Annotated in this window: 19 protein-coding genes and 1 pseudogene; 15 read left to right on the forward strand and 5 right to left on the reverse strand. The window is 64.5% G+C overall.

The genetic code is table 11. The features are described from left to right. Nucleotides 1-29 precede the first annotated feature (29 nt). The 3 genes from NP3_RS50520 to NP3_RS21410 form a co-directional block, all read right to left on the reverse strand. Complete coding sequence (locus NP3_RS50520; protein ID WP_307678508.1) at nt 30-500, reverse strand: flavin reductase; 471 nt, start codon at nt 498-500, stop codon at nt 30-32. A gap of 995 nt (nt 501-1495) precedes the next feature. Beyond that, a complete protein-coding gene (locus tag NP3_RS21405; protein WP_063043378.1) occupies nt 1496-4813 on the reverse strand; it encodes a protein kinase domain-containing protein in 3318 nt (1105 codons plus the stop codon). A 412-nt stretch (nt 4814-5225) separates the two neighbouring features. Next, nucleotides 5226-5579, reverse strand: coding sequence for a hypothetical protein (locus NP3_RS21410; protein ID WP_063043379.1), 354 nt, complete (start codon nt 5577-5579; stop codon nt 5226-5228). Nucleotides 5580-5713: 134 nt separating this feature from the next. Here NP3_RS21410 and NP3_RS21415 point away from each other — a divergent pair, with 134 nt between their 5' ends. The 14 genes and pseudogenes from NP3_RS21415 (at nt 5714) to NP3_RS50525 (ending at nt 19702) form a co-directional block, all read left to right on the forward strand. Beyond that, nucleotides 5714-6283, forward strand: a complete 570-nt coding sequence (locus NP3_RS21415) for a TetR/AcrR family transcriptional regulator (RefSeq protein WP_063043380.1) — start codon at nt 5714-5716, stop codon at nt 6281-6283. A gap of 118 nt (nt 6284-6401) precedes the next feature. Then, the gene (locus tag NP3_RS21420; RefSeq protein ID WP_063043381.1) at nt 6402-6611 is read left to right on the forward strand and encodes a hypothetical protein; all 210 of its coding nucleotides are present in this window, start codon (nt 6402-6404) and stop codon (nt 6609-6611) included. A gap of 279 nt (nt 6612-6890) precedes the next feature. Further along, complete coding sequence (locus tag NP3_RS21430) at nt 6891-7073, forward strand: hypothetical protein (protein ID WP_063043383.1); 183 nt, start codon at nt 6891-6893, stop codon at nt 7071-7073. After that, nucleotides 7073-8083: a TAXI family TRAP transporter solute-binding subunit gene (locus NP3_RS21435; RefSeq protein WP_063043384.1), complete on the forward strand. Its 1011-nt coding sequence runs from the start codon at nt 7073-7075 to the stop codon at nt 8081-8083. The genes NP3_RS21430 and NP3_RS21435 overlap by 1 nt, the downstream gene beginning before the upstream one ends. Nucleotides 8084-8278: 195 nt before the next feature. Next, the gene (locus NP3_RS21440; RefSeq protein WP_063043385.1) at nt 8279-8650 is read left to right on the forward strand and encodes a nuclear transport factor 2 family protein; all 372 of its coding nucleotides are present in this window, start codon (nt 8279-8281) and stop codon (nt 8648-8650) included. Between the two features lie 284 nt (nt 8651-8934). Continuing rightward, on the forward strand, nt 8935-9378 hold the full coding sequence (locus NP3_RS21445; protein WP_063043386.1) for a GlcG/HbpS family heme-binding protein: 444 nt from the start codon (nt 8935-8937) through the stop codon (nt 9376-9378). Further along, nucleotides 9375-10580 (forward strand): FAD-dependent monooxygenase, encoded by a 1206-nt coding sequence (locus NP3_RS21450; RefSeq protein WP_063043387.1) that lies wholly within the window; start codon nt 9375-9377, stop codon nt 10578-10580. The genes NP3_RS21445 and NP3_RS21450 overlap by 4 nt, the downstream gene beginning before the upstream one ends. Nucleotides 10581-10639: 59 nt before the next feature. Continuing rightward, complete coding sequence (pabB, locus tag NP3_RS21455) at nt 10640-11788, forward strand: aminodeoxychorismate synthase component I (RefSeq protein ID WP_063043388.1); 1149 nt, start codon at nt 10640-10642, stop codon at nt 11786-11788. Between the two features lie 223 nt (nt 11789-12011). Next, nucleotides 12012-13712, forward strand: a complete 1701-nt coding sequence (locus tag NP3_RS21460) for a phytoene desaturase family protein (RefSeq protein ID WP_084508756.1) — start codon at nt 12012-12014, stop codon at nt 13710-13712. 333 nt (nt 13713-14045) lie between these two features. Then, nucleotides 14046-16238, forward strand: a complete 2193-nt coding sequence (locus tag NP3_RS21465; protein ID WP_063043390.1) for an MMPL family transporter — start codon at nt 14046-14048, stop codon at nt 16236-16238. 307 nt (nt 16239-16545) lie between these two features. Then, nucleotides 16546-17523 carry a sensor histidine kinase gene (locus NP3_RS21475; protein WP_063043392.1) on the forward strand — a complete coding sequence of 326 codons (978 nt, stop codon included), beginning with the start codon at nt 16546-16548 and terminating at the stop codon, nt 17521-17523. A gap of 14 nt (nt 17524-17537) precedes the next feature. Next, complete coding sequence (locus tag NP3_RS21480) at nt 17538-18035, forward strand: response regulator (RefSeq protein WP_063043393.1); 498 nt, start codon at nt 17538-17540, stop codon at nt 18033-18035. A 128-nt stretch (nt 18036-18163) separates the two neighbouring features. After that, nucleotides 18164-19387, forward strand: a pseudogene (locus NP3_RS21485) (IS110 family RNA-guided transposase). A gap of 48 nt (nt 19388-19435) precedes the next feature. Continuing rightward, nucleotides 19436-19702, forward strand: a complete 267-nt coding sequence (locus NP3_RS50525) for a response regulator transcription factor (protein ID WP_281197456.1) — start codon at nt 19436-19438, stop codon at nt 19700-19702. A 76-nt stretch (nt 19703-19778) separates the two neighbouring features. Here NP3_RS50525 and NP3_RS21495 read toward each other — a convergent pair whose 3' ends face one another. After that, nucleotides 19779-20384 carry a hypothetical protein gene (locus NP3_RS21495; RefSeq protein ID WP_063043395.1) on the reverse strand — a complete coding sequence of 202 codons (606 nt, stop codon included), beginning with the start codon at nt 20382-20384 and terminating at the stop codon, nt 19779-19781. Between the two features lie 4 nt (nt 20385-20388). Then, nucleotides 20389-21630, reverse strand: a complete 1242-nt coding sequence (locus NP3_RS46905) for a TetR/AcrR family transcriptional regulator (protein WP_084508758.1) — start codon at nt 21628-21630, stop codon at nt 20389-20391. 99 nt (nt 21631-21729) lie between these two features. On the opposite strand from NP3_RS46905, the gene NP3_RS21505 reads away from it, so the two are divergent. Next, the gene (locus NP3_RS21505) at nt 21730-23190 is read left to right on the forward strand and encodes an MDR family MFS transporter (RefSeq protein WP_063043396.1); all 1461 of its coding nucleotides are present in this window, start codon (nt 21730-21732) and stop codon (nt 23188-23190) included. Nucleotides 23191-23844: the final 654 nt, after the last annotated feature.

Genomic DNA, 23844 nt, shown 5'->3' on the forward strand with positions numbered 1-23844 from the left:
GGTCATCGGTGACTCCAATCCGGCGAGAGCTACGCGGTGGCGCCCCACCTTGCTCGCGGTCTCGTAGCCGCCGGAGCGCTTAGGCACGGCGAGCCGGAACAGCCCGGCGTCGGTGAGCGCCTGGATCGACTCTTCGACGACGTGGCGATCTTGTTCGCCCTTGGCGACGTTTGCCGCCAGCACGGGTGCGAGCTCGCGGACGCGCTCGACCAGCTGGCCTTGATCCGGGCGGGCAGGATGGAGTGTTCGTTCATCGCGACCGCGATCATCGGCGGACGCAGTTGGAGCGACATGAACGCGCTTACTGTCGCGCCGTAGGGGAGTCCGTCTTGGAGCGTCGTGACGACGGGGACCGGAGCGCACGCGGCGTTTGCCGTGTACGTCGCCGAGCTTGACCGCGAAGGGCAGGAAGAACAGCGACACCAGCGGGGCGGCGAGATTGAACCAGCCGATATCGGTGGCGTGGAAGCCCTGCGCGATGTGCGGCTGTGCCACACCACCAGCAATGCCGGCGATGCTCAGTAGCTGCGCGGGCAGCGCGAGCGCCAGCATCAGGAGATATCCGCCGTTTCGCACAGTGGCGGAACCGGTTTCGGTCGGCGGCGGTGGAATTGCTTCTGACATCGTGTTTCTTCCTGGTGTTGCAGCGTGGCGGATCAACGAGTCCGACCATCGCCCGAGACAGGTCTCGACAGGCATCAGTCAAGGAATGGATGTCTGAGTCGACCAGATTTGCCGGGTACGAAATGAATTCCGCCCGAAAAGGTTCGGCGGACTGATAACGACGGGAAGGAACACAGCCGGGCTACGTGCCGACAGTATCGCGCCCGCGACAAACGGTGTCTGCCCCCTGCCATGTCGCACTATACGGGAAGGTGTTCACGAGTGTGACACCAGTCACCGCATTGTGCAAGGATTTCCGGACGCACCCGGCCTGGGGCACACCGGGCCGGGTTGGTGGCAGCCGGTCATCGACAAGCTTGTTCCGCGCAGCAGAATGGCGTTGCTCCCTTAATTTGAACCTCGGCATAGTCATGTGTGTGCAATGACTGCGTATCACCGCCCAATCGACATAACGAGGGCGAAGTGCATGCCGAAGCCGAGGACGTCAGGTGTGGTGAGATCGTCGAGCAGTCGAGTGCAAGTGGCCATGGATGCGGCGGGGTCGTCATCGACGGCGGCGATCAGCTCGGGCGGCTGAAATTTCAGCGGCGCGGGCGGCGAAGGGGCAACACCGTCTTCCCACTGCGCCCCAGAAGGGTCTGCGCTCCGGGAGCACACCCAGCCGCTTGGTAGAAGTTCGGTGAAGCACCGCGTGAGGTCTGCGGTTTCCCCAAAGTGTTTGCCGTTTGGGCACTATTCGCGTGTGCAGTATTCACCCGGCGTACTTGGCCTACCAAAACCCGGGTTGTGATCCGCTCAAGGTGCGGTCAGCGGACCCATGAGATGATAAAGCTCCCCAGGTTCCACAAACGCGGAACACGCTGCGAACCAATCAATCTCGTGGGCCGCGCACACCGGTGGTCGCGGGTCGGCTCCGCTCGACGGTCCATGCAGCGATCTGAGCGCGTGAGGTGAATCCGAGTTTGGTGAGGATGTGTTCGACATGTCCCTCGGCCGTGCGCTGGGAGATGGTCAGGCGGGCGGCGATGGCCCGGTTGGTCAGGCCCTCAGCGATGAGGTCAGCTACCTCCTGCTCGCGGGTCGTCAGCTCCGCCGAAGGGCTTGGGCCGCGAGCTGCGGTCCGGCGTTGCTCTCCCAGGGCGTAGTCGATCGCGGCGTCGAGATCCAGTAAAGCGCCTTCGCGGTGGGCGGTCTCGAATGCTTGCCGGCCGAGCGTGTGACGTGCCGCCCGTTCGCAGTCCTCATGGTGGACCGCAAGGCTCGGGAACAGCACCGTGGAGGTGCCCGTCGACTGAGACAGTGCCTGTGCGGCGCCCAACAACACCGCCGCGCGTCGCGCGCTGCCCTGGATTCCCACTATCCATGCGAGTGTTTCCAGGGCAATCGCGGCCCCTACCGAGTCTTTCAGCTGCCTCATCAGCTGCAACCCCTGCCGCAGGAGCCGCAGCGCACGGTCGCGATCGCCTTGGCGCCACGCGCCAACCGCCGTCGCCCACAAGGCATATGACCGATGTACGGAATCGCCACAGGATTCGGTGATCGCGAGGACCTTTTCTTGGTACGAGATCGCCGTTGTGCTGTCCTCTTGCAATTCGTGAGCCCAGACGAGCCCGAGAAGCGCCCAGACCTGCCCGGAGATGTCGCCCTGCGCAGTGAACGATTCGAGGGCGGTTTCCAGTGGTGCGCGGGCGCGGGGAAGGCCGCCGTCGAAGACCATGTGGCAGCCCTCGGCAAGGTCCGCGTACGCGTGCACAACCGGGTGCTCGGTCATAGCCGCGAGCGCCCGCGCCTGCGCGACCAGTACGGACGCCGTGCGGGGATCATTCTGGACATTGGCCACCAGGCTGGCGCGCCACAGTGCCTTGGCACGTACCGGCGTCTCGGTCGCGGGCCTGTCGGCGAGGGCGCGGTCGAGCCAGTGCCGCGCCTCGCCGGCCTGTCCGTGGGCAAGCCAGAACGGTTGCAGGGCGGCCGCGAACGACAATGCGGCGCCTGATTCTGCTGCAGTGTCGGTCAGGCAGAAGTTCAACGCCTCGCGCAGGTTGGGTTGTTCGCGGTGGAGGCGGGCGATCCAGTCGAGCTGGCGGGGGCTCATCCAGTCGGCTTCGACGCGCTCGGCGAGCTTGCGGAACCAATCTTGGTGCCTGCGCCGAATTTCCAGGTACTGGCCGGCTTGCTCGAGTTTGTCGCGGCCGTAGTCGCGTATCGTCTCGAGCAGCCGGAACCGCACCACAGAGTCCGACTCCTCGCGGATCAGGATGGACTTGTCGACCAGGGCGGCGAGCACGTCGAGCAGATCCCCCGCTGCGAGGTCGTCTCGGCATACCTGTTCGGCGGCGTCGAGTTCGACGCTACCGGCAAACACTGACAGGTGTGCCCAGACCTGTTGTTCGGGCGGTGTGCACAGCGAGTAGCTCCAATCGATGCACCAGCGAAGGGTCTGTTGGCGGCTCGGCGCGCCACGGCTGCCGCGCGTCAGTAGTGCATACCGGTCTGTCAGCCGTGCCAGGATCTGTTCGGGTGACAGCGTGCGCAGCCGGGCCGCCGCCAGCTCGATGGCCAACGGCAGCCCATCGAGGTGGCGACAGATCTCGGCCACGGCGGAGACGTTGTCCTCGGTAAGCGCGAAATTCGGAACCGCCGCGGCAGCCCGTTCGACGAACAGGATGACTGCGTCGTAGCGGGGCGCAGCCCGCGCTGACGGTTCGTGATCCGGATCGGGAACCGTCAGCGGCCGCACTTGTAGCACCGCTTCCCCACCGACGCTCAAGGCCTCACGGCTGGTGACGAGGATTCGCAGCTTCGGGCACGCTCTCAGCAGTGTCTCGGCAACCTTCGCCGCCGCATCCACGATCTGTTCGCAATTGTCGAGCACCAGCAGCAGCTGTCGGGATGCCAGGTAGTCGATCAGCACGTCGAGCGCCGGCTTCCCTTGCGGGCGTAGCCCTATCGAGGTGGCGATCACTACCGGCAGCAGCGTACCGTCGTGCAGCTGCCCGAGTTCGACCAGCCACACCCCGTCAGGGATGTCTCGCCGCGCGCCGGCTGCCGCGCGCAAGGCCAGACGAGTTTTGCCGACCCCGCCCATTCCGGTCAAGGTCACCAGCCGGGAGTTCGCGAGCAGCCTCTTGGCCTCGGTCAAGTCGGTGCGCCGGCCGACGAAACTCGTCAGCTCGTGGGGAATAGACCCCCTGCTGCTGACCGACGGCCCGAGCGGCTCGGGCCCCCGCGCGGGCGAGTGGTCTGTGGCCAGGGGAACCGGGGTGACTGCATGTTGCTCGCCACCTGCTTCCGCTCGCACCGACATCTCGTCGACTGGCAACCCGCGCCCGGCCTGCAGCTGCTGCAGCTGCTCGCCCAGCGCCGCCGCGGAGGGCCGCTGCTCGGGGCTGCGGCCCATGGCGTGCTCGATCACCTGCGAGAGGTCCTCGTCGATGCCGTGCTCGCGCAGGTTCGGCGTCGGCTGTGTGGTAATCCGCAGAAACTGGGCTACCACCTGCTCACCGCTGCGCCGCTCGAACGCCGCGTGCCCGGTCAACGCGGTGAACAGTGTCGCGCCGAGCCCGTAGACGTCCGCCGCGGGCGTGGGTGCCTGCCCGGCCAGCACCTCCGGCGCGGTGAACGCCAGCGCTCCCGCAACCGTTCCGGTCGCGGTGTGGAACCCGTCGGGGATGCGCGCGATCCCGAAGTCGGTCAGGACCGGCTCACCGTAGTCGGTGATCAGGACGTTGCTCGGTTTGACGTCGCGGTGCAGGATCCCGAACCGGTGTGCGGTCTCGAGGGCCCCGGCCAGCTTCACCCCCACCCGCAGCGTCTCCGCCGCCGACAGTGGACCGTGACAGCGGATCCGGGTATCGAGGGAACCCTGCGGATAGTAGGGCATGACCAGGTAAGGCAGTCCCGACGTGGTGGTGCCGATTTGCAGCACGTCCAGGATGTTGGGCTGTCCGATCAGTCGGCCCATCGCCCGCTGTTCCTGGACGAACCGCTCCCGGTTCCCCTCGTCCAGATCAGCGGTGAGCACCTTGACCGCCACCGTCCGGTCCAGGGTGACCTGATTGCACCTATACACCGCACCGAACCCGCCACGCCCGATCTCCTCGGCATCAGCGAATCCGGCGTCTGCGAGCTCCGCCGTGACCGCGGGGATCACGTCGCGCTGAGTTTTCGACGGCTCGATGTCACCCATAGCGGGTCCTGCTCTACGACGTACCTCAGGATATCGCGCGGTCGGCGGCGGTGGCCTCGCACTTTCTTGATCGCTTCCAGGCAGGTTCGGCCTCGATCACCGGTGTATATCCTGAAGCCGGACTGCCGTTATACAGTGCGGCAAAGGCGCCCCTCATCTCACTAATCGCCGCCCGCAACACCGAAATCGGGGAATGGCGTAACAACCGCCACAAGCGCAACCGGCTACGGGGACAACGAGATGCGCGCATGGATCCGCGACCGAATTCCACCCGCCCGCAGGCTGACTGTCAGCGACATCGTCGAGATGGTCGACGCCCTAATGCGGTTGGCATCACCTGCCGTGATTCCGAAGATCGCCATGTCCAGCGCCGGAACCGACGGGTGGCGTGCAGAGCATCGACTGCCGCGCATCAACGCGGGTTGCGCTGCCGGTGGGCACGATGGTGCCCGAGGGAATATCGGCGGTGAACCAGGAGGCAGGAAGCCGGGTGCGCAGCTCGCGGCGGCGGCCAGGAAGACGTGTCCGGTGCCGGTACGGTGGCGAAGGCCACGAGGTAGCCGTGTCCAGTGCCCAGCAGGACCATGGCGAAACCCGTTGTCAGCCGACCGCTCGGCATCGACGGTGGCCAGCAGCGCCGCGCCCGCAGTTCGCGCACGATCGTCGGAATCGCGGTGCCGACGATTGCGTTGTCCAACATTGCCATCAGCACCCAGGCCGGTAGCAACCGGATCTGTCGTGTTGGCGCGGCCTTCGTCTCGGTCATATCCGCGGACCTCCTTCGAGTCTTGGCGGCGGCCCCCCGAAAGCCACCCGACCGGCTCCGGAAAATCACAGTTGCTATAAAAGTACAACTGGTCTGACTTTAGTGCTGATAGCCAATTCGGGTAGAGTTGCGCAATGACCGCGACGAGCGGGCGCAGGGAGCGCAAGAAGGCACAGACGCGGCAAGCCCTGGCCGATGCCGCGACAAAGCTGTTCACCGAACACGGCTACGACAATGTCGGCGTCCGGGAGGTCGCCGAGGCGGCGGATGTATCGCTGAGCACGCTGTTCAAGCACTTCCCCAATAAGGAATCACTGGTCTTCGACCTGGACGCGGATATCGAGGCCGACCTGGTGGCGGCCGTCCGCGACCGGACCGCCGGACAATCGGTCATCCACGCACTACGCGACTACCTGATGCGCACCCGCACCGCACGCAGCGACGATCCCGCGACCCCGGCACTCCATCGCCTCGTCGAATCCACGCCCGCGCTGCGCGAGTATGCACACCAGATGCTGCTGCGGCACGAATCCGCATTGGCGACCGCGATCGCCGAGGCGACCCGCGCCCCGGCGGTCGATCTCGCGGCCGCAGGACTTGCCCACTTCGCGCTGGAAGCCGCCAAAGTCGCTGGCAGCAGGGAAGATCCAGCGAGCGCGCTCGGCGAGTTGTTCGACCTGCTCGAAAACGGCTGGGGTCGATAACCTTCGGTGAGCCGAATTCCCTTGGACACCAACCACACCTGAGCACGGCCACTGTCGCGACGATGTCCGCCAAGATATACGCGGCGGTCGTCAGAGCTACATCGAAGGTGTGACGGGCATGCAGCACGCTCGCGGCTATGAAGATCCGGTCCCGCTCCACGGGACACCCCAGCCGGGTAATCCATTCGACGCCGAACTTGCCGCAGGTTTGGTGCACCAGGATCATCGGCTTGCCGCCGAAGACGCCGCGGATTTCGCGGAACTCGACAATAACCCGCCGGTTGTGGTCGCAAGGGTCGAACGCGTCCGTAATGCGGACACTGCATGACGCGCTCGGACACCCGATCGATGCCTGAAAACGCCACAAACACGGCGGTCAGCGACCACGAAACCCTTTGTGCGGAAGGCAATCTCGCCAGGTGGATGATCGCGATCAGAGTTGCATACATCCCGTCATACACGTCGTGTGTCGATAGCTACCGGCACTGCCTTCATCGCAAGTTGGCCATCTTCGAGGGTTGATCGGTGATCCACAACATGACATGATTCGGAACACTGTTCCTCATTATGACACATTGAATCTTCTCTCAATCGCGAAGGAAGACTTATGTCACTGTTTCTGAGCACCCGCCGGGGCCCCGACATCTCCGGGTATGACCCGGAAGTCACCACGGGGGTGCACACCAACCTCGGGCGCGTATTCACCGAAGTCGACTCCGGCAGGGCCGTCACGCTCGACAAAGGAGGCGTCGGATTCGATGCCGGCCGGTTCCCTCAGGCCGCCGCCTGATGACCACACAATTCGGCGCGGAACCCACGCTGGACCGCCCGATCGAGTTGAACTTCCGCGGCGATTGGGGTCAGGCGAATTTCCACCGGGTCTGCGGGTGGATCGCCCAGGAGGTCGGTGACCGCTGCCCCGATGGATCCCGCTTCGCCATCTGGTCCGGCCGCGGCGGAGCGGATCAACTCGATGCCCTGCAGGCGGGTGAAGTCGACATAGTCGTCGTCACACCGACTGCCGCCGTGTGTGCGCTGTTCAACGGCGCGGTCTCCATTGGAGGCCGGTCTGCCCAGCCCAATCTTCGAGCATTGGGTGTCATCGGACAGCGTGACCGACTCGTCGTCGCGGTCGATGCCGAACTTCCGGTGCAGTCTGTAGCAGATCTGGCCGCGACCGCCAACCGCCTCGTCATCGCCACTTCTCAGGACGATGGTGTCAACCTCATCGGTTGGACAGCGCACCACGGGCTTAGGCTCGCCGGTGCGGATCCGGAATCCCTTCGAGCCGCGGGCGGCCGGTTCCTCTACTCGGAGCGCCCGTTCCCCGCGATCCATCGCTTCGCCACAGGTGAGGCAAACGTCCTCATCCATGAGGCAATCATGATGCCCGCTTGGCAGCGCATCGCGAAGGTCCGCCCGGTGCGCTATCTCGACTGGGGCGCAAAGGTTTTCGATAGCTTCGCCGCTTTGGGGTGGCCAGCGGCAGAGATCGAGGCAGGTTACCTGCCGGGCTTGGAACAGCCGCTGTCGACGCTGGACTTCTCGGATTTCGCGATCGTGTGCCGCGACGGTCTTCCCGAGGATGTCGCCTATCTCGCTACATGGTGCATGATCAGAACTCGACGCGCGCTCGAGGTCCAGTACGCCCACTTCCCTCCGGACCACACCCCTGTCACGTATCCGCTCGATCTCGCCGCGATGGCGAATGCGCCGATACCGCTACATCCAGGTGCGGTTCAGGCCTACTCCGATCTGGCCGGCGACACCGGCGACGGCGAAATTCTCATCTGGAGTTGATTCGGAATACTCGACAACGACCCGTTGATCGTCGCTGGCGATCAAGCCGGACTGCGATTCATCCAACCGGCTGTCGATCCCCGCTCGGTCAGCGGCCGATCCGTACGCACCATAACGACCTACAGCCTATCGATCGAACGAATTCCTGGCGCGGAATGCGGCTCGGCATTCAAATCATGAAACGGAGAAGCCCCAATGACGACTGTCGACCATCCCACCGAATTCAGCGCGGAACTATTCGGCTATGCGGACTCGATGGACACCGATGGATACCTCGGAATGATGTCCGACGACATCCGAATGCGTTTCGGTAATGCCCCCAGCGCGAAGGGTAAGGATGCAGCCAGAGAGCAGCTGAACCATCTGAAGAGCATGATCGCCAGAATGCGTCATCGAGTCATCAATGAATGGCGCGTCGATGACACGATCATTCACCAACTCGATGTGACCTATGTCCGCCGCGACGGCAAGGAAGTAACTGTCCCGGCAGTATCGATCTATCGTTTCTCCAACGAGTTGATCGTCGATTTACAGAACTACGCCGACCTCGCGCCACTGTTCGGCTAGCGCCTCGGGTGGAAATGGATGGTCGACTCGTCGGCGTGGGCTACTGCACCGGATCAGTCCCCCACGCTGGGAACCATCCTGTCGTTCGCGTAGGTCGACAAGAAGTATGCCGCCCTGGGAACCGAGGTGACCTCCTTCGTATGGGGCGAACACCCCGGCCCGGGTACCGATCCCGATGCCGATCTCGGCTTCGACCGCATCACAGCGAATTCGCCCGCAGCCGATACCGTGCGAACGCATAACGCAAGTCTTTAACAATATTTTCTCGACAGAAAGATGAATCCATGCAACAGAAAATAATTCTCTCGCTGCGCGACGCGAAGGCTATCGCTGACGTGGCAGAAAAATTCGCAATAAAAAATGGGCTTCAGGTAGCGATCGTCGTGGTCGATGAGTCGACCCATATTCAGTATGCCGTGCGGATGGATGGGGCAGGCCTGATGACGGCCGACGCCGCGCTTGCAAAAGCCCGGTCGGCTGCGGGCAGTGGATTCCCGACAACGTACTGGGCCAAGGTTCTCCAGGAGGGGGGAAACGCCGTGCTCACGATTCCAGGAGTGAGCCCTGTTCCTGGCGGTGTGCCGATAATCGTCGATGGCCGATGTGCAGGTGCTGTAGGCGTCTCCGGCGCGCCGCCGCACCTCGACGTTGCCGTTGCCGAGGCGGGCGCCACCGCCGTCACCGGTGATTCCGCCGAACGTGCGAAAACGCAGCGGGCCTCCGAATGACCGACCGCTACGACGTCATCGTTGCGGGGGCCGGGCCCGTGGGATTGATCGCGGCCCTGAAGCTCGCACGCGCCGGCGTGAAAGTCCTCGTGGTCGACAAACTGCCGAGTGTGGAGACAGCACCGCGTGCGGTGGGTTATCAATGGCCCAGCCCGCTGGTTTTCGAGGATGTCGGCATCCTCGACGATGCGCTCGAGGCGGGCGTCAAGAAGACGGACATGGCGTTCATGCGGTACGCCGACGGCCGGGTGGATAAGATCACCCTGAAATGCCTGGAGGTCGGGGAGGGGCAGCAACAGCCGTACGACATCGCGCTCGGGCAGGATGTGCTGGCAAACATCGCTGTTCGTCATCTCGAGGAGCGCCCGAATGCGGAATTCCGATGGAATTCCCGAGTGAGCGCGGTCAATCAAGACCAGGACGGGGTGCGTGTGACCGTCGAGACCAGCGACGGGCGCGAGGAATTTCGTGGAGCGTGGCTCGTCGGGGCCGACGGCTCGCACAGCACCGTGCGAAAGCTTCTCGACCTGCCGTTCGAAGGTCACACCTGGCCGGACCGATTCGTTGCGACCAACGCGTACTACGACTTCGATGCGGAGGGATACGCGCCGTCGGTCTTCGTGCGCGACGCGGTCAATTGGGCGTTCATCATCAAGCTCGACAATAACGGGCTGTGGCGGATCACCTACGGTGAGGACTCGAGCCTTCCCGTTGCCGGCGTACACGAGCGAATGGACGCGCATTATCGCGCATTATTGCCCAATCCCGATCGACCCTGGACGCTGCAGTCGATCAATTCCTATCAGGTACACGAGAGATGCGCCAGCACGTTTCGTGTGGGGCGGATTCTCCTCGCCGGGGATGCAGCTCATGTGAATAATCCGTCGGGGGGATTCGGTCTCTTGGGTGGTATTTACGATGCGAACGCGCTGGCGGTGTCTCTCATTGCGGTACTCGAAGGAACCCGTAACGAGAGGGTGCTCGATCTCTATGCGGAAGAGCGCCGGATGATCTTCCTGCAGAAGACGTCGCCGCAGGCGACCCAATACAAGAATTCGATGATGGAACCGGAGTCGATCAAGCGGTTCGATGCGTTCGTCAGCAAAGCGGCTGCCGATCCGCACCTTATGCGTGTTCTGGTGTCGCCTCCCCAGAATCTGGTCGGCACCTTCCCACTGGGGCCAGGCGCTCGGCTGGACTGATCGATCGGTGCCTCTCCCTATAAATCGAATTGGGTCACTAATGCGGAGAGTGAACGAGGATGAGCCTGCCAGCCGCATCCGGACGTTTCGACGATCTGATCGCCGGATCCTCTTGGTGCTTCCCCGAGATTGCGTACGTCCTCGAGGCCTTCAGCCCTGGGCAAGTACGTGATGTGCTGCGCGAGGCGGAATTCGCCACCTTGCGAGGATGGTGGGCCTTCGGTTTCGTCGCCTATGAGGCCGCCTCCGGGCTGGATCCTGCGCTGACCTCGCGGGAACCGGTCGACGGCCTGCCCCTCGCATGGTTCGGTGTCTGTCGCGAACCGCAGGCCGCACCTCCTCTTGTCCGCGCGCTGCCGGTGAAATCCGCGCTGGGTGACTGGGCCTGCCACTGGACCGAAGAGCATCACCGCCAGCAGGTCGAGCGGGTACGTCAGGAGATTGCCGCAGGCGAGACCTACCAGTGCAATCTCACTACCCGCTTGACCGCCGATTTCAGTGGGCGACCGAAGGACCTGTATGCGGGTTTGGCATTGGCACAAGGAGGGTCGTACAACGCGTATATCGATATCGGCCGCTTCGTGATCGCCAGTGCGAGTCCGGAACTGTTCTTCGAGACCGCTGGTGTCGACCTGCGCATGCGGCCGATGAAGGGCACCGCACCGCGTGGACACACCGATGCGGAGGATGCGGCGATCGCGGCGGGGTTACGCGCCAGCGAGAAGGAACGCGCGGAGAACATCATGATCGTCGATCTCATCCGTAACGACGTCGCCAAGCTCGCGGTCACCGGCGGCGTCTCGGTTCGCTCGTTGTGCCGGGCTGAACGGTACGAGACAGTACATCAGCTCACCTCCGAGGTAACCGCTCGATTGCGGCCGGGAATCGGCTTGGAAGAGATGTTCGGCGCATTGTTTCCCTCCGGGTCGGTCACTGGTGCACCCAAAGTCCGCACCATGCGGCTCATTCGGGGCTTGGAGGAGGAGTCCCGCGGCGTCTATTGCGGTGCGATCGGCATGATTGCTCCTCCTGGTACCTCCTTCGGTGCGCGATTCAGCGTCGCCATTCGCACGATCCTCATTGATCGTGACCGCGCCACCGCTACATACGGCTCCGGTGGCGGCATCACGTGGGCCTCCGACCCCGCCGCCGAATACGCCGAACTGCATGCCAAAGCGGCCCTACTCACTAGGTTGAATGACAGGTAACTCGTTCAGCACCCACGGTGCGACTCTCCCATGAGACGCAATCTTGATCGCAGTGCTACCACGAAAATTGTGCGAATAACCTCACCTTTTCCGCGCAGCAGAATGGCGTTGCTTCCGTCCAATGATCTCGGCCACCGTCATGCGGGTGCGATGACTGCGTATCTCCATCGCAATCGACATGACAACAAGTCCCTGTTAGCGGGACCACGCGGAAGGACGGCGTATGGCCGGGATAGCGAGAGACCACGTGGAGCGAAAGCAGGGGGCCGTCCTCGATCAGGGATCGGACGAGTCGGTCTCGGCGGCTCCGGCAGTCGATAGGCGGTCGCGGGATGACGACCAGTTCGACGTCGTTTTCGTTGGCAGCGGAATCAACGGCCTTGTCGGGGCCGCGCTGTTGGCCAAACAAGGTCAGCGGGTCGCTGTGTTCGAGCGCGAGAACTGGCTCGGCGGGGCGATGCGAACGGTCTCGTCCAAGGGCGGCTTCCAGACCGAGTTGATGTCCTGTTTCCACATTCAGTTCCTCGGCTCCCCCGCGTACCGGGCTTTGAGTGCGGACCTCGAACGCCACGGCCTGCAATACGCCAATACGGATGAACCGTTCGCGGTGGTGACCGATGAGGGGCGTTCGCTCGTCGTGACGACCGACCATGCGCGCAATGTCGAGCGGCTGGAGCGGTTGCGGCCCGGCGAAGGGCGCGCGTGGGACGCTGCGATCGGTGCTTTGTTCGCCCACGCCGACGACCTGCTCGGCGTTCGCAACCTGCACCCGCTGTCGTGGGACGGTCTGCGCTGGATCTGGCGCGTCTACCGCCGACGTGGTGGCGCGGGAACCCGGGCACTGTTCGCCGAGTTGCTGATGTCGGCCCGTACCTGGCTGACCGATAACTTCGAGGATCCGCTTATCCGCGACCTCCTCGCGCCATGGGCCCTTCATGGTGCCGCGAGCCCGGACGAGCTCGGCTCGGCCATCGTCATCCGCGCGGTCGCCGCGTTCTGCGAGGCGATGGGACAGCCCGTGCCGGTCGGTGGCGGCAAGGCCGTCGCGGCCGCGCTGGCCGCCATCGTCGAAGAGCACGGCGGTATGTGCCTGACGGGCGTCGACGTCGACCGGGTAATCGTGGACAACGATCGGGCGGTGGGTGTGGCCGCCGACGATCGCGTATTCCACGCGCGCCGCGCCGTCGCCTGTTCGGTCACCGCAGCCCAGCTCTACGACCGCCTTCTCAAGGGCGTCAGCGTCCCCGAAGAGCTTCGAGCCTCGGCCCGCCGGGTACGGCCCGGACCGGCTGTCTTTCAGATGGCCTACTCGCTGAACCGCCCGCTGCGCTGGGCCGTGGACGAAGACCTCAGCGGGGTCGGTGTAATCAACATTACCGGCGGTCTGAACGCTGTGTCCCGCGCGGCCAACGAGGGACGCCGTGGCCTGCTACCGGCCGAGTCGACGATCAGTTGCGGGCAGCCGATGGCCATCGACCACACCCGCGGCCCGGAAGGCAGTTCCCAACTCTGGATTCAGGTGCTGGACCTGCCATCGGTCCCGATCGGCGACGCCGCCGGCGAAATCGAGGTCACCGACGGTTGGACCGTTGCTGTGCGGGAGGCCTTCGCCGACCGGATCCAACGCCGACTCGCCCGCCACCTTCCTGGACTCGAAGAGAGCATCATCGAGCGAATCGCCATGTCCCCCGCGGACCTGGAAGCGGCCAACGTGAACCTCATCGGCGGCAGCTCCACATCCGGCGCCCCTGACCTCGACCAGATGCTCGTGTTTCGACCCTCGCCATACGCCCCCGCACCGGGAACCCCGGTCAAACGGCTCTATCACATCGGAGCCAGCACCCACCCCGGAGGGAGCCTGGCACCAGGATCAGGCTTCCTACTCGCTCAGAAGCTCGGCAACCGGAAATTCCGGCGGACATGAGGAGCGCGGACTGTCCCGTGGCGACAAGGGGTGCCGAGGAAATCGCTCACAACATTGCCAATGAGGTTCCGGCTTATGAATGGCACTGGTTCGGCGTGCTGGTGATCAGCAGGCGAAGCTTGCCGGAGGTGCCGGGTCGGAGTCGGCTTGTGAGGTTCCGGCCGTCCGATGTGGCTGGCTCCCCGGGGTTCGCGTCCGTTCGGCAACGACCACGTCACGGGAAGCCTGACGTGCCGAGCACTTATCAGCGTGGCTGTACTGCATCGGCAGTACAGCCAATTTCCTGCAAGTCCACGATGACGACTACCAAACCGGGCGGAGACGATCGCAGCTATGGCTAAATTTCTCTACCGACTGGGTCGGTTCAGCTTCGAGAAGCGCCGGATCGTGGTGCTAGTCTGGTTGGGTTTGTTGGCCGCATTGGCGTTCGGTGCGGCCACGGCCCCTGACGCGGCCGAGGGCACGCTGTCGATGCCCGGTACGGAATCGCAGCAGGCCATGGACCTGCTCGCACAACGGTTCCCGGACGCCAAGGCCGATGGTGCCGATGCTCGAATAGTCTTCGTAGCGCCTCGAGGTCAGCAGATCACTGCGGAGCCGAACAAGGCCGCGGTGGCGAAGGTCGTGGCCGAGGTCGCCGCTGGCCCCCAGGTGTCGATCGCGGTCGATCCCTTCCAGGCAGGCGCGGTGAGCAAAGACGGCACGACCGCGTATGCGACGGTCAACTACAGTGCCACGAGCGCCGATATCAGCGATGCGACCAAGGCAGCCCTCGAGCACGCGGTCGACCACGGGCGCGCCGACGGGCTCACCGTCGAGTTCGGCGGCACCGTCATGGAGGCGGAGCCCGAGTTGGGCGGAGTCACCGAGATCATCGGCCTCGCCATCGCCGCGGTGGTACTGCTCATTACATTCGGATCGCTTGTGGCGGCAGGACTTCCGCTCATCACGGCGCTTATCGGCATAGGCACCGGAGTCGCCGCGATCATAACGATCGGCTTGTCCTTCACGACCACGACGCTCGCCATGATGCTGGGGCTGGCGGTAGGTATCGACTACGCATTGTTCGTAGTCTCCCGATACCGGGCCGAACGCCAATCCGGACGCACTGCACAGGAGGCGGCCGGGCGTGCCGTGGGCACAGCGGGATCTGCGGTCGTGTTCGCCGGACTAACGGTCGTCATCGCGCTGGCGGGGCTGTCGGTGGTCGGTATTCCCGCGCTTACCAGTATGGGGCTGGCCGCTGCGGGCACCGTTCTGGTGGCTGTTGCGATCGCTGTGACCCTGCTGCCCGCGCTACTCGGGTTCTTTCAGAATGCCGTGCTGCCTCGCCGGTTCCGAAAGGCTGGGGTGGCGAATGAAGTTCGCGACACCAGGGACAGCATGGGAACTCGCTGGGCTCGGTTTGTTGTGCGTCGCCCGATACCCATCCTTTTGCTGGCGATCGCCGGTCTGGGGGCGTTTGCCCTTCCGCTGCGTGACCTGACGCTCGGCATGCCCAGCGATGCGTCGCAGCCGACCTCGACCACGCAGCGCCGCGCCTACGACGCACTCGCAGCAGGATTCGGTCCGGGTTTCAACGGCCCCTTCACCATAGTCGTTGACGCGAAGGGCGCTGCCGACCCGAAATCCGCTGTGGCACAAGCCGCGAACACTGTCACCTCGACCAAGGGCATCGTGTCGATTTCGCCTCCGATGTTCAGCCGGGCCGGTGACACCGCCATTCTCACTGCGGTGCCGACGACATCACCCACTGACACCGAGACCGAGGACCTTGTCCACACCATTCGCGCTGAGGCGAGCGGGCTGCGTGCGGCAACCGGGGCAACCATGCTGGTCACCGGCACCACAGCCTTGAACATCGATATGTCACAGAAGCTGGGCGATGCGCTGTTGCCCTACCTGACGGTCGTGGTGGGTTTGGCGATCCTGCTACTCATGGTTGTGTTCCGGTCACTGCTGGTACCGGTCAAGGCGGCGCTCGGCTTCCTGTTGTCGATATGCTCCGCACTGGGTGTGATCGTCGCGATCTTCCAATGGGGCTGGTTGGCCGATGTGATCGGACTCCAGACGACCGGGCCGGTGATGAGCATGATGCCGATCTTCCTCATCGGGGTGGTATTCGGGCTCGCCATGGACTACGAGGTATTCCTGGTGACCCGGATGCGCGAGGCCTATGTCCACGGCGAGCGAGCGGAGCAGGCCATCGTCATGGGATTCCGGCATAGCGGGCGAGTGGTCGTCGCAGCGGCAGCCATCATGATCGCGGTCTTCGCCGGCTTCGTCGGAATGAGTGATTCGATGGTCAAGATGATGGGTGTCGGATTGGCAGCCTCTGTCTTCTTCGACGCGTTCGTCGTCCGTATGACCATTGTCCCGGCGGTACTGGCATTGCTGGGCGATAAGGCGTGGTGGCTGCCACGCTGGCTGCAACGGCTCCTGCCGAACGTAGATGTCGAAGGCGATAGCCTGCGTCATCTCGACGCGCCCGTTGACAAAGGCGAACCAGTGTCTGCACGGCATTGATCATTGATGCTTCGATGGGTAGGCGTCCTTTGGGGCGGCCTACCCATCGAACCCCATCCAGCCGACCCGATTTCTGTACGACAGAAAGCGAGTCGATGGCCAGGGACTGGTGGCAGCACCTGCAACGCTATCCTCGGATGGTCGACGTGGCGTTGGCGAGTGTGCTGTTCGGGCTCGCCCTCTTGGCGAGCACACTGGACACCGGTGGCCACTCTCCGGAATTCGTTCGCCCCGTACCCCTGCAGTCGTTTCCATCGCCGCGATCGCATCTGTCGCGCTGCTGTGGCACCGTAACCACTCTCGCTGTGTGCAAGTGGTGACCACGGCCTGCGGCGTCCCGATGGCCGCGCTGGGTCGCGATATCTCGGCGCCGTTGGTGGGTCCAGCACACGTTTCCGCGTACTCCGTCGGCTGGCGCACGGATCGCTGGTCCGCCCGCATCTATCCGTCGGTGGCCGGTGTTGTTCTGCTGGTCGCGGGAATCATGTTCGATACCGGACCTCTGTTCGCGGAGGGAAGGATCAGTCTTGTCATGGGAGTCCTGTTGGCGGGTGCCTTCGCCGAAGTGACCCGCAGTCGGCAGAACTACCTGGCCGCGGTCCAGGCGAGGGCAGAGCTGGCGGAACGAACCCGGGAGGAAGAGGCCCGCCACCGGGTCGCCGAGGAACGGCTCCGCATCGCCCGCGAACTGCACGACGTTGTGGCGCACCACATGGCGCTGAGCCATGCCCAGGCATCCACTGCCGCATACCTGCTGCATACCAAACCTGAGCAGGTGCAGGAGCTGCTGAATCAGCTGGCCGACACCACGTCCTCCGCGCTGCGAGAGCTCAAAGCGGCAATCGGATTGTTGCGCAGGGACGAAGACATCGCGACTCCGCTGGAACCGACGCCTGGGTTGTCCCAGCTTCCAGAGTTGCTGGCTTCCTTCGAGTCGATGGGTTTGCAGGTTTCGATGTCGATCAGCGGCGAGCCGAAACCGCTCTCCCCCGGTGTCGATCTCACGGCGTATCGGATTGTGCAAGAGGCGCTGACCAACGTCACCAAACATGCCGGAACGGGATCGGCATCGGTCCAGCTGGTCTACTCGCCGTCCGTCCTCAGAGTCACCATTTCCGACGATGGGCATGGTCTGAAGCACGCGGGGGATTCTGGCTATGGTCTGATCGGGATGAGCGAGCGAGCCATATCCGTAGGAGGCGAGCTGCTCGCCAGAGACCGTCCGGGCGGTGGCTTCGAGGTGTCCACGATCCTTCCCCTCGAACCGCGTAGCCGAGACGTGTAGGAGACCGAGCCGCGATGACCATCCGCGTCGTGATAGCCGACGACCAAGCGCTGCTGGCCGGAATTTTCCAGCTGCTCATCGATTCCGCAGACGATATGGAGGTCGTCGGTGTCGCGAACGATGGCGTGCAGGCGGTCGAATTGACCGAGGCCACCAAACCCGACGTCGTGCTGATGGACATCCGCATGCCGGTCCTCGACGGCCTGGCCGCGACAGAGCAGATCAGCGGCAGCCAAACTCTCCGAGCCACCCGGGTCCTGATCCTCACCACGTTCGAACTCGATGAATACGTCGCCAAGGCTCTTCGTGCGGGCGCGAGCGGATTCCTCGGCAAGGACGTCGGACCAGAGGAATTGCTGCGAGCAATTCGCACGATCGCTGCGGGAGACACCCTCCTAATCAGTTCTGGGAGTGAGCCATCCGGCAAACTCCTGGTGGTAGCCGACCGGCAGGTGAGCACTATTCCCTCCTGGACTTTGAGTCCTGAAGAAAGACCGTGCCCCTGCCGGTAGGCCGGAAGAGTTGATCGCCGCTGGGATGTCGTGCCCGTCCGGGTGGACGTGAGCACTGCTTGATTAGGTCGCTGATGGTTCTTCCGCTGGCTGCTCGATGATGATCGGTATCGAGAATTGGAGGGTCGTTGCGACTGTTCGTAGGAGATGACTGGGCCGAGGACCATCACGATGTGGAGGTGATGGACGGGTCGGGTCGCCGGTTGGCCAAGGCCCGTGTGCCCGAGGGTGTGGCCGGGATGGCGAGGTTGCATGCGATCGTTGGGGATCTGTTGGGCGAGGACGCCGACGATGTCGAGGTGCTGGTCGGGATCGAGACCGACCGCGGCCCCTGGGTCGCCGCGCTGGTCGCTGCCGGATACACGGTGCTGGCGGTAAATCCGTTGCAGGCGTCGAGGTTTCGTGACCGGCTGGGGGTCTCCGGCGCCAAGAGCGACGCCGGCGACGCTCACGTTCTGGCGGACATGGTCCGCACCCACGCCCATGAACTGCGACCGGTCGCCGGGGACTCCGCACGCGCCGAGGCCGTCAAGGTCGTGGCCCGCACGCACAAGACGATGATCTGGGAACGGACTCGCCACACCCAGTGACTGCGCCACGCCCTGCGCGACTATTTCCCGGCCGCGCTGCTCGCCTTCGACGACCTCGACGCCGCTGACACCTTGGAACTGCTGGGGAAAGCACCCACCCCGGCTCAGGCGGCCCGGCTGACAATCGCTCAGATCAGCGCCGCACTCAAGCGTGCGCGCCGCAAGAACGTCGCGGACAAGGCTGCGGCCATCGCGGCTGCGTTGCGCTCCGACCAGCTCGGTCAACCCGAGGTTGTGGCGCAGGCCTATGCCGCGTCGGTTCAAGCGCTGCTGGCGGTCCTGACCGTCCTCAACATCCAGATCAAGACCTTGAACGGTCAGGTCGATGCTCATTTTGGGCAGCACCCGGCCGCTGAGATCATCCTGTCCCAGCCAGGTTTGGGGCCGATCCTTGGTGCCCGGGTGCTCGCAGAGTTCGGCGACGACCCCGACCGCTACACCAGCGCCAAAGCCCGCAAGAACTACGCGGGCACTTCCCCGATCACCCGCGCGTCGGGCAAGAAGAAGGTCGCCCTGGCCAGATTCGTGCACAACGACCGGCTCATCGACGCCCTCACCGCGCAAGCGTTCAGCGCGATACTCAGATCCCCGGGCGCCCGCGCATACTACGACCGGCAGCGAGCTCGCGGCATCGGCCACAACCCCGCCCTGCGCCAGCTCGCCAACCGGCTCGTGGGCATCCTGCACGGCTGCCTCAAAACCGGGACCCGCTACAACGAGGCCACAGCCTGGCCTCAACCGGTCGAGAAGGCTGCTGCTTGACATTCAAGCCTCCTGGGATGTCTTTCTCCTGCCGCCACTCGCGCGATTATCAATCGCTTCCTCGCTCGACCGGAAGCATCCAGCTGCGCTGTCGCCGCCCTCGACGTCCTAACCGACCGGGAACGCGAAGTCGTCACACTGGTTGCGGAAGGATTGTCGAACGACGAAATTGCCGAGCGAATATATGTCAGCCCACTGACCGTGCGTACCCACGTCCAACGCGCGATGCACAAACTCGGCGCACGACATCGAGCCCAACTGGTTGTGATTGCCTTCCAATCGGGTCTGGTACGCGTCGAGCCACCCGGACAATAGGGATCGGTACCCGTCGAAATCGATGACGACCCGCGTCGCCGGAGTCACGACCCTCGAATCCGGAATACTGTGCGGTTCAAGGGATTTCGACGATGGCGTGCAGATCCAGTCCGCGGTACAGGCGGGGGCGGCGGGTCAGTAGCGGGTATCCGGTCGTGCGTGCGAGCCAGGCGGCGTGCAGGATGTCGAGCCCGGTGACGGCGGTGCGTTCGACGATGCCTGGGACACCGGTGATCAACGCGCTGGTCGGCGTACTGATGGTCACGCCTTCGATGGTGGTGAATTCGGCTGGGTCCAGTCCGATGCAGGCAACGGCATCGAGTGCGGTGGAGGGGATGAGCAGTGCTCGCCGATCCGCGACACCGAACTGCAGAAGGGTCTGCACCGCAACGTTGCTCGGCGCGCTGGACAGCGCGGTGGCATCGAACACAAGTCCGGCCGGCCCGTGGCGGGCGTGGTCGGCGACATCGAGGACCGCCTGGGCCCACTGCTCAGCAGAGGCCAGTGCTGCGAGCGTGGGTTCGCCGTGGCGGGCCCACCAACCGATGATGACGCCGCTGAGGCCGCAGTCGCCGTCGTCGACTCGCGTGGCGGTGTGGGCGCTGACCGACTCTGAGGTCCCGGCGCGCGCGGCACGCCCGGCTCTGATGATGTGCTCCTCGGGCAGTTGCCGTGTGCACATCCCTTCACGCCTCCCCGACCCCGGCCATGTCCTCGTCGGGCTCGGTGAGGGCGGCGGGCCAACCGCGTTCGAGAAGGTTCGTGACGACCTCGAGGGTGCGGCGAGCGTCGGTAATGGGGCGCGCGAGGTCGGGTATCTGGAGCAGGTAACGGGTCAGGAGTCGGGCGGTGAGGTCATCGGCGGGCAACGCTGCCTCTTCGGTGATGGCAGCAGCGAGGGGGTCCTGGGCCGCGGTCCAGGAGCGTAGCGCGTAGTCGCTCATTTCGGGGTTGGCGCGGATAAGGTCGAACACGCGTTGCTCGTCCGGTGTGAGGTCAGGTTTGAACGGACCACACGCGGCCATGTAGTCGTGAACAGCCCGTATGACGGTTTGGTCGGGTGCGCGGTGGTGGACGGCGCGGACCAGGGCGTCGGCGCGGTCGGTCCGGTTGCCGGGGAAGACCAGGCTGGCCTTGCCGTCCGGGAAGTAGGCGAACACGGTCGCCAGTGACACCTCCGCCGCGTCGGCGATTTCTCGGACTCCGACGTTGTCGTAGCCGTCTTCGGTGAACAACCGCAGCGCCGTGGTGGTGATGGCCCGGCGGGTCTGAGCCTTCTTGCGTTCACGCAGCCCCAGTGGGCGATCCGGTGACGGTGGCGCAGAGGGCCGGGTTTGCGGTGGGCGCCGCAGTTCGGGAGCGGGCCAGCCGCGGGTGAGCAGAGCGACGGCGTCGTCGAGTTGGCCACGCGGGCCGGTGCGGTCGCATGGCTGGGTGCGGTCCAGGACGAACCGGGCCACCGCCCGGGCGGCGATGTCGGCACCGGGAACGGCGGGGCCCGCGTGCCGGATTGCGTCGCCGAGTTGCTGCTCTTGTCGCAGCCACATGCGTCGGCTGTAATCGCTCAGCGTCGGGCTGGCGGCGATGAGATCGAGGAATGCGGCCAGGTGCGTGTCGGCGGGCTCGACATCGAACTGGGCCCGCATCCATAGCCGCAGCGCCTCCAGCGCCGGCGTCGCCTCGGGACGGTCGCGCACCGCCGCGACCAAACCTTCCGCGACGTAGTCCTCTTGGTCGAAGACCAGGGACTCCTTGGTCGGGAAGTGCTTGAACAGCCCGCTCATCGATACATCGGCCGCGTCAGCGACGTCCTTGATCGTCACCTGGTCGAAGCCACGTTCGAGGAACAACTTCAGTGCGGCATCGGCGATCGCCTGCCTGGTGCGGGCCTTCTTTCGCTCCCTGCGTCCGACAGTGACTTCGGTCATGCCGCCATCTTACCGAAACAACTTTCTCAGTGGAGTTGTTATAGTTTTTTATCGACAGCACTAATAAGCTTGTTCTACTTCTGTTGAGAGGGTTACTTCATGACAACGGCGGCCGAAACACAAGCGTCCGCACCGGCCGGGCGCTCGATCCGGATGATCCTGGTTGGGGTCTTGATGGCGATGCTGCTCGCGATGCTCGATAACGCGATCGTCGGCACCGCGATGCCCACGATCGTCGGCGACCTCGGCGGCTTGGACCACATGGCATGGGTCGTGACCGCCTACACGCTGATGACGGCGATCTCCACGCCCGTATGGGGCAAACTCGGCGACCTGTTCAGCCGCAAAACGGTCTTCCTGACCTCGATCGCGGTGTTCCTGGCCGGATCGCTGCTGGCGGGCGCGGCCTGGTCGATGCCCGCCCTCATCGCATTCCGCGCCCTGCAGGGATTGGGGGCGGGCGGGCTGGCGGTCGGGGCGTTCTCGATCATCGGCGCACTGGTGTCGCCCCGGGAGCGCGGTCGTTACCAGGGCATGACCGCAGTGGCGATGGCGATCGGCACGATCGGCGGCCCACTGGTCGGCGGCGTGGTCGCCGACGCCCTGAACTGGCGGTGGGCCTTCTACATCAACATCCCACTCGGCCTGCTCTCCTTCGCCTGGTGCGCGTTGACGCTGCACCTGCCCGCCACACGCCGCGCCGCCCGCATCGACTACGCCGGGATCGCAGCTCTGACCACAGGCATCGGAGCCCTCACCCTCGCGGCCACCTGGGGCGGGGTGCAGTATGCGTGGACCTCCGCGCCGATCCTCGGTTTGACCGCGCTCGCGGCCGCCGCGCTCGCGGTATTCGTGGCTATCGAGCGCCGCGCGAGCGATCCGGTGATCCCGCTGCACATGTTCGCCAGCGCCAACTTCACCCTCGCCTCGGCGCTGTCGCTGGTCACCGGCGTGGTGATGTTCGCCGGCGTGCTCTATCTGCCGCTATTCCAGCAAACCGTCCAAGGCGTGTCAGCGTCGTCGTCGGGTCTGCTGCTGCTGCCGATGATGATCCCGGTCCTGCTGATGGCCCAGGTCGTCGGCAGGGTGATGAGCAACACCGGCCGCTACAAGATCTTCCCCATCCTCGGCGGAATCGCATTGACCGCCGGCGCAGCCTGGCTGGCAACCGTCGATACCGGTACCGGGCATCTGGCGACCGCCGCCGCCATGGCCCTGCTCGGCACCGGACTCGGGTTGACTATGCAGCTGACCACCACCATCGCCCAGAACAGCGTCGACATGAGCCACATCGGCGCCGCCTCCGGCGCCGTCACCCTGTTCCGCACCATCGGCGGATCCGTTGGCGTCGCGGCCTTCGGCGCCCTGTTCACCCGCAGCCTCGATGGCCGCACCCCTGAAACCGGGCACGCCTACCTCGACGCCGCCGCCCATGGCATCGGTCAGATCTTCCTTGCTGTAGCGGCCGTCTCCGCGGTCTGGTTCGCCCTGTCCTGGTTGATCAAAGAACTCCCGCTCCGCAGCGGGCCGCCCAAGTCCGAACCAGCCAAATCACAGTGACCTCGGGCTCGATACCAATGGGCGACTGCTCAGCGGGCCCGAACATCGTCCGGACTTCGGCCGCCCGTTTCTCGATGCCATCTTCGCCATGTGTGCAAGCACAACGACATGCGTCAGGACTCGAGTACCAAAGGCGCGTCGCATCCGGGACCGGCCGGCAATCAGGCCCCGGTTCGGTGCACTCTGTGAGCAGCTTCTGGCGTCGTATCAAGGGGTTCGACCTCACGCCGCCAGCGAGGCGGACAGTGAGCTGAGCTGTCCTACTACGCAAGAGGTTTCGCAGCAAATCCGAGTGATGCCCCGCCCGATATCCGGGCGGGGCATCACTAGTGTCTGAATGAAACGAGCCGCTGATCCAACGTCACCTGTCGGGATACAGCGCCACCCGTCCAACCAGGTCCGTAGCATTCTCAACAGAGCACGGCCGCCGCGTCCGAAGAGGGGGAATCGGGCCGGTTCATCCCTTGACCTCACCGCAGCGGCGCTTCAGACCCCTCCTGATACCGACGCCGAATGCACCGCGACCAGTACTTTCCCCTGGCCCACCGGCCCCGGAATCCTGAAGCTGACCTGAGCTGCAAAGTACAACGCGCCGGCAGCTGCAGACTGCCTTACGGTTTCGGTTCGTGCGTCAGGAGTAGTCGGCCGAGGATC

The organism is Nocardia pseudovaccinii NBRC 100343 (assembly GCF_001613225.1).
Classification (GTDB): Bacteria; Actinomycetota; Actinomycetes; order Mycobacteriales; family Mycobacteriaceae; genus Nocardia; species Nocardia pseudovaccinii.

Excerpts from the sequence above, each read along its gene's own strand:
- NP3_RS21415 (WP_063043380.1), top strand. The coding sequence starts at position 5,714 with ATGACCGCGACGAGCGGGCGCAGGGAGCGCAAGAAGGCACAGACGCGG.
- NP3_RS21445 (WP_063043386.1), top strand. The coding sequence starts at position 8,935 with ATGCAACAGAAAATAATTCTCTCGCTGCGCGACGCGAAGGCTATCGCT.
- NP3_RS21460 (WP_084508756.1), top strand. The coding sequence starts at position 12,012 with ATGGCCGGGATAGCGAGAGACCACGTGGAGCGAAAGCAGGGGGCCGTC.
- NP3_RS21405 (WP_063043378.1), bottom strand. The coding sequence starts at position 4,813 with ATGGGTGACATCGAGCCGTCGAAAACTCAGCGCGACGTGATCCCCGCG.
- pabB (WP_063043388.1), top strand. The coding sequence starts at position 10,640 with ATGAGCCTGCCAGCCGCATCCGGACGTTTCGACGATCTGATCGCCGGA.
- NP3_RS21420 (WP_063043381.1), top strand. The coding sequence starts at position 6,402 with ATGCAGCACGCTCGCGGCTATGAAGATCCGGTCCCGCTCCACGGGACA.
- NP3_RS21440 (WP_063043385.1), top strand. The coding sequence starts at position 8,279 with ATGACGACTGTCGACCATCCCACCGAATTCAGCGCGGAACTATTCGGC.
- NP3_RS21410 (WP_063043379.1), bottom strand. The coding sequence starts at position 5,579 with ATGACCGAGACGAAGGCCGCGCCAACACGACAGATCCGGTTGCTACCG.
- NP3_RS21450 (WP_063043387.1), top strand. The coding sequence starts at position 9,375 with ATGACCGACCGCTACGACGTCATCGTTGCGGGGGCCGGGCCCGTGGGA.
- NP3_RS21430 (WP_063043383.1), top strand. The coding sequence starts at position 6,891 with ATGTCACTGTTTCTGAGCACCCGCCGGGGCCCCGACATCTCCGGGTAT.
- NP3_RS21505 (WP_063043396.1), top strand. The coding sequence starts at position 21,730 with ATGACAACGGCGGCCGAAACACAAGCGTCCGCACCGGCCGGGCGCTCG.
- NP3_RS21495 (WP_063043395.1), bottom strand. The coding sequence starts at position 20,384 with ATGTGCACACGGCAACTGCCCGAGGAGCACATCATCAGAGCCGGGCGT.
- NP3_RS46905 (WP_084508758.1), bottom strand. The coding sequence starts at position 21,630 with ATGACCGAAGTCACTGTCGGACGCAGGGAGCGAAAGAAGGCCCGCACC.
- NP3_RS21465 (WP_063043390.1), top strand. The coding sequence starts at position 14,046 with ATGGCTAAATTTCTCTACCGACTGGGTCGGTTCAGCTTCGAGAAGCGC.
- NP3_RS21435 (WP_063043384.1), top strand. The coding sequence starts at position 7,073 with ATGACCACACAATTCGGCGCGGAACCCACGCTGGACCGCCCGATCGAG.
- NP3_RS21480 (WP_063043393.1), top strand. The coding sequence starts at position 17,538 with ATGACCATCCGCGTCGTGATAGCCGACGACCAAGCGCTGCTGGCCGGA.